This is a genomic window from Serratia sp. LTN-2 (assembly GCF_059740205.1).
Genome location: NZ_JCAXDO010000034.1, coordinates 15,567 through 18,207, shown reverse-complemented (window position 1 = coordinate 18,207; position 2,641 = coordinate 15,567). Strand labels below are relative to the sequence as shown.

Genomic DNA, 2,641 nt, shown 5'->3' with positions numbered 1-2,641 from the left:
CGGTTGCGGATGACCGTGTCAGCAATAAGCGCGCTGGTTTCGCTGTCTGCAGCCCGCAGCGCGCCTGCAGCTGCGCGGGTGACCTGTGACACGCCGACAGACGGATTGCCGTGTACCGCACTGATATCATCAAACTGTCCGACAATCACGCCGGCATCGAGCGTGGTTCCGCCGAGATCGATAATCAGGGTGGTCTCAGCGGGTCCGGGCTTCAGCTCCGCGAGACGGGAGAACGCCGCCGGCAGTGATTCAGGCATCACCTTCACGTCCGTTACGGTAAATGCCCTGCCCTTATTCAGAACCAGCTCACGCATCAGGTTTTCTCGTTTGCGTCGGATGTTCTCCTCGTTCCGCTGGCAGTCCCCGTCATAATACTCGCTCAGGGGCAGCGTCACGGTCAGGCTCACCGGCTGCGGCTCAAGTCCGCTGTTCAGCAGGGCATGATGCACGGCCAGCAGGTTGAGATCACCGTACTGGTATTCCACGTTTGTTGTCGGGATGGCATCCCGGCTGACGCTGTCCCAGGTGTATTTCAGCGTGCCCACCTGATAGTTGAACGTTGCGGCACTGAATTCCGCCACTTTCCAGCCATGCCGGAAGGAGTTAGCAGAAACCCGTGTCTGCAGCTCGTTTCCTTCAAACCATGCCAGCTTAACATTAGTTGAACCATCATCGCAGTAAATATTCATCATTATGCTCCGTCAATTAAACTCAATTTGATACATATTATAAGAGCAAAATGGCAAAATAAAAGCCCTATTTCTCATTATGAGTAATTTAAATGTCCCATAATGATATTAAATAGCATTTTGAGTAACTTAGGTTACTCACCCTGTTCATGAAGCAGGTGATCTGGATTATCCTCACGCTGTTAAATATACTGTATGCATATCCAGTATATTTAGACGTCAGGAGGAAAGATGAAACTGCAGCTTTTCAGCACCGGGAAAGCACTCCCGCCACAGGCCCATCCGTTGTTTGCAGACCTGGCCAGCTGCGGTTTTCCGAGCCCTGCCGCTGACTATGTCGAGTCCGACCTGGATCTCCATGATTACTGCATACGGCACCCGAGCGCGACTTACTATCTCCGTGCCAGCGGTGACAGCATGTCCGACGGCAGCCTTTACAATGGCGATCTGCTGGTTGTGGACAGTGCAGAGAAGCCCCGGCACGGCGATATTGTTGTGGTCAGTGTGCAGGGGGAGTTTACGGTTAAACGGCTTCTGCTGACGCCACGACTGACGCTGCAGCCAATGAACGCCGCCTGGTCGCCGATTTATCCCGACCCGGACGATCTGGATATCTTTGGCGTCGTCACGCACATCATCCACCGCCCGAGGGAGATGTACTGATGTTTGCCCTGGCCGATGTGAACAGCTTTTATGCCAGCTGCGAACGTGTTTTCCGCCCTGATTTGAAAGGAAAGCCGGTTGTGGTGCTCAGTAATAACGATGGCTGCGTCATCGCAAGAAGTGCCGAGGCAAAGCCCTGGATCAAAATGGGCACGCCGTGGTTTCAGTTGAAAAACGAAACGTACCCGGAAAAAATATACGCGTTCTCAAGCAACTATGAACTTTATGCCTCGATGTCAGCGCGCGTGATGAGCTGCCTGGAGGAGCTGGCCCCAAGGGTGGAACAGTATTCGATTGACGAGATGTTCCTCGACCTGACCGGCGTTGAGCACTGCATGGACCTGGAGGACTTCGGCCGGCAGCTGCGTCAGCACGTGTATGACTGTACCCGTCTGACCATCGGCGTGGGTGCCGGGCCGACGAAAACCCTGGCAAAATCAGCCCAGTGGGCCTCAAAGGAGTGGAAACAGTTTCGTGGCGTGCTCGCCCTGACCCGGGGGAATCCTCAGCGAACGCGGAAACTGCTTTCACTGCAGCCGGTCGAAGAGATCTGGGGCGTGGGAAACCGTATTGCACGCAAGCTCAATGTTCTTGGCATCAGGACCGCGCTTGATCTGGCCCTGACGAACCCGGCCTTCATCCGGAAAAATTTCTCCGTCGTTCTCGAGCGAACAGTGCGCGAACTGAACGGGGAAAGCTGCATGTCGCTTGAGGAAGCACCGCCTACTAAACAACAGATCGTCTGCAGCCGCAGTTTTGGCGAGAAGATCACTGAATACGATTCGCTGCGCCAGGCTGTCTGTCAGTACGCAGAACGGGCCTCAGAAAAGCTGCGTAAAGAGCGCCAGTACTGCCGGCATATTTCCGTATTCATCAAAACGTCTCCGTTCGCCGTTAAAGAGCCTTACTACGGCAACGTGGCCACGGAGAAACTGCTTACCCCCACTCAGGACACCCGGGACATCATTGCGGCCGCCACAACGGCTCTGGAGCGTATCTGGAAGGATGGGCACCGGTATGCCAAAGCCGGTGTGATGCTGAATGACTTCACCGGCTCCGGCGTTTCGCAGCTGCAGCTGTTCGACGAACGTCCTCCACGTCCTCACAGCGCTGAGCTGATGAAGGTTCTCGATGGCATTAATCATTCCGGGCTGGGACAGGTCTGGTTTGCCGGACGAGGGATAGCGCCATCATGGCAAATGAAACGCGACATGCTCTCCCCTGCGTACACCACCCGCTGGAAAGATATCCCCATAGCGAGGATCAGTTAAATTTCGCTTTTCAGAGAG

General features: G+C 54.8%; 3 protein-coding genes. 2 read left to right on the top strand and 1 reads right to left on the bottom strand.

Features of this window, described 5'->3' with window-relative positions; genetic code table 11:
• On the bottom strand, window positions 1-689 hold a 689-nt coding region (gene parM, locus AC6BYQ_RS27340), incomplete at its 3' end, for a plasmid segregation protein ParM domain-containing protein (RefSeq protein ID WP_498057590.1).
• A 231-nt stretch (window positions 690-920) separates the two neighbouring features.
• On the opposite strand from parM, the gene umuD reads away from it, so the two are divergent.
• Both umuD and AC6BYQ_RS27330 read left to right on the top strand, forming a co-directional pair.
• Window positions 921-1,352 carry a translesion error-prone DNA polymerase V autoproteolytic subunit gene (gene umuD, locus AC6BYQ_RS27335; RefSeq protein ID WP_348575118.1) on the top strand — a complete coding sequence of 144 codons (432 nt, stop codon included), beginning with the start codon at window positions 921-923 and terminating at the stop codon, window positions 1,350-1,352.
• Window positions 1,352-2,623: a Y-family DNA polymerase gene (locus AC6BYQ_RS27330; protein ID WP_348575120.1), complete on the top strand. Its 1,272-nt coding sequence runs from the start codon at window positions 1,352-1,354 to the stop codon at window positions 2,621-2,623. Before umuD ends, AC6BYQ_RS27330 begins: the two co-directional genes overlap by 1 nt.
• Window positions 2,624-2,641: the final 18 nt, after the last annotated feature.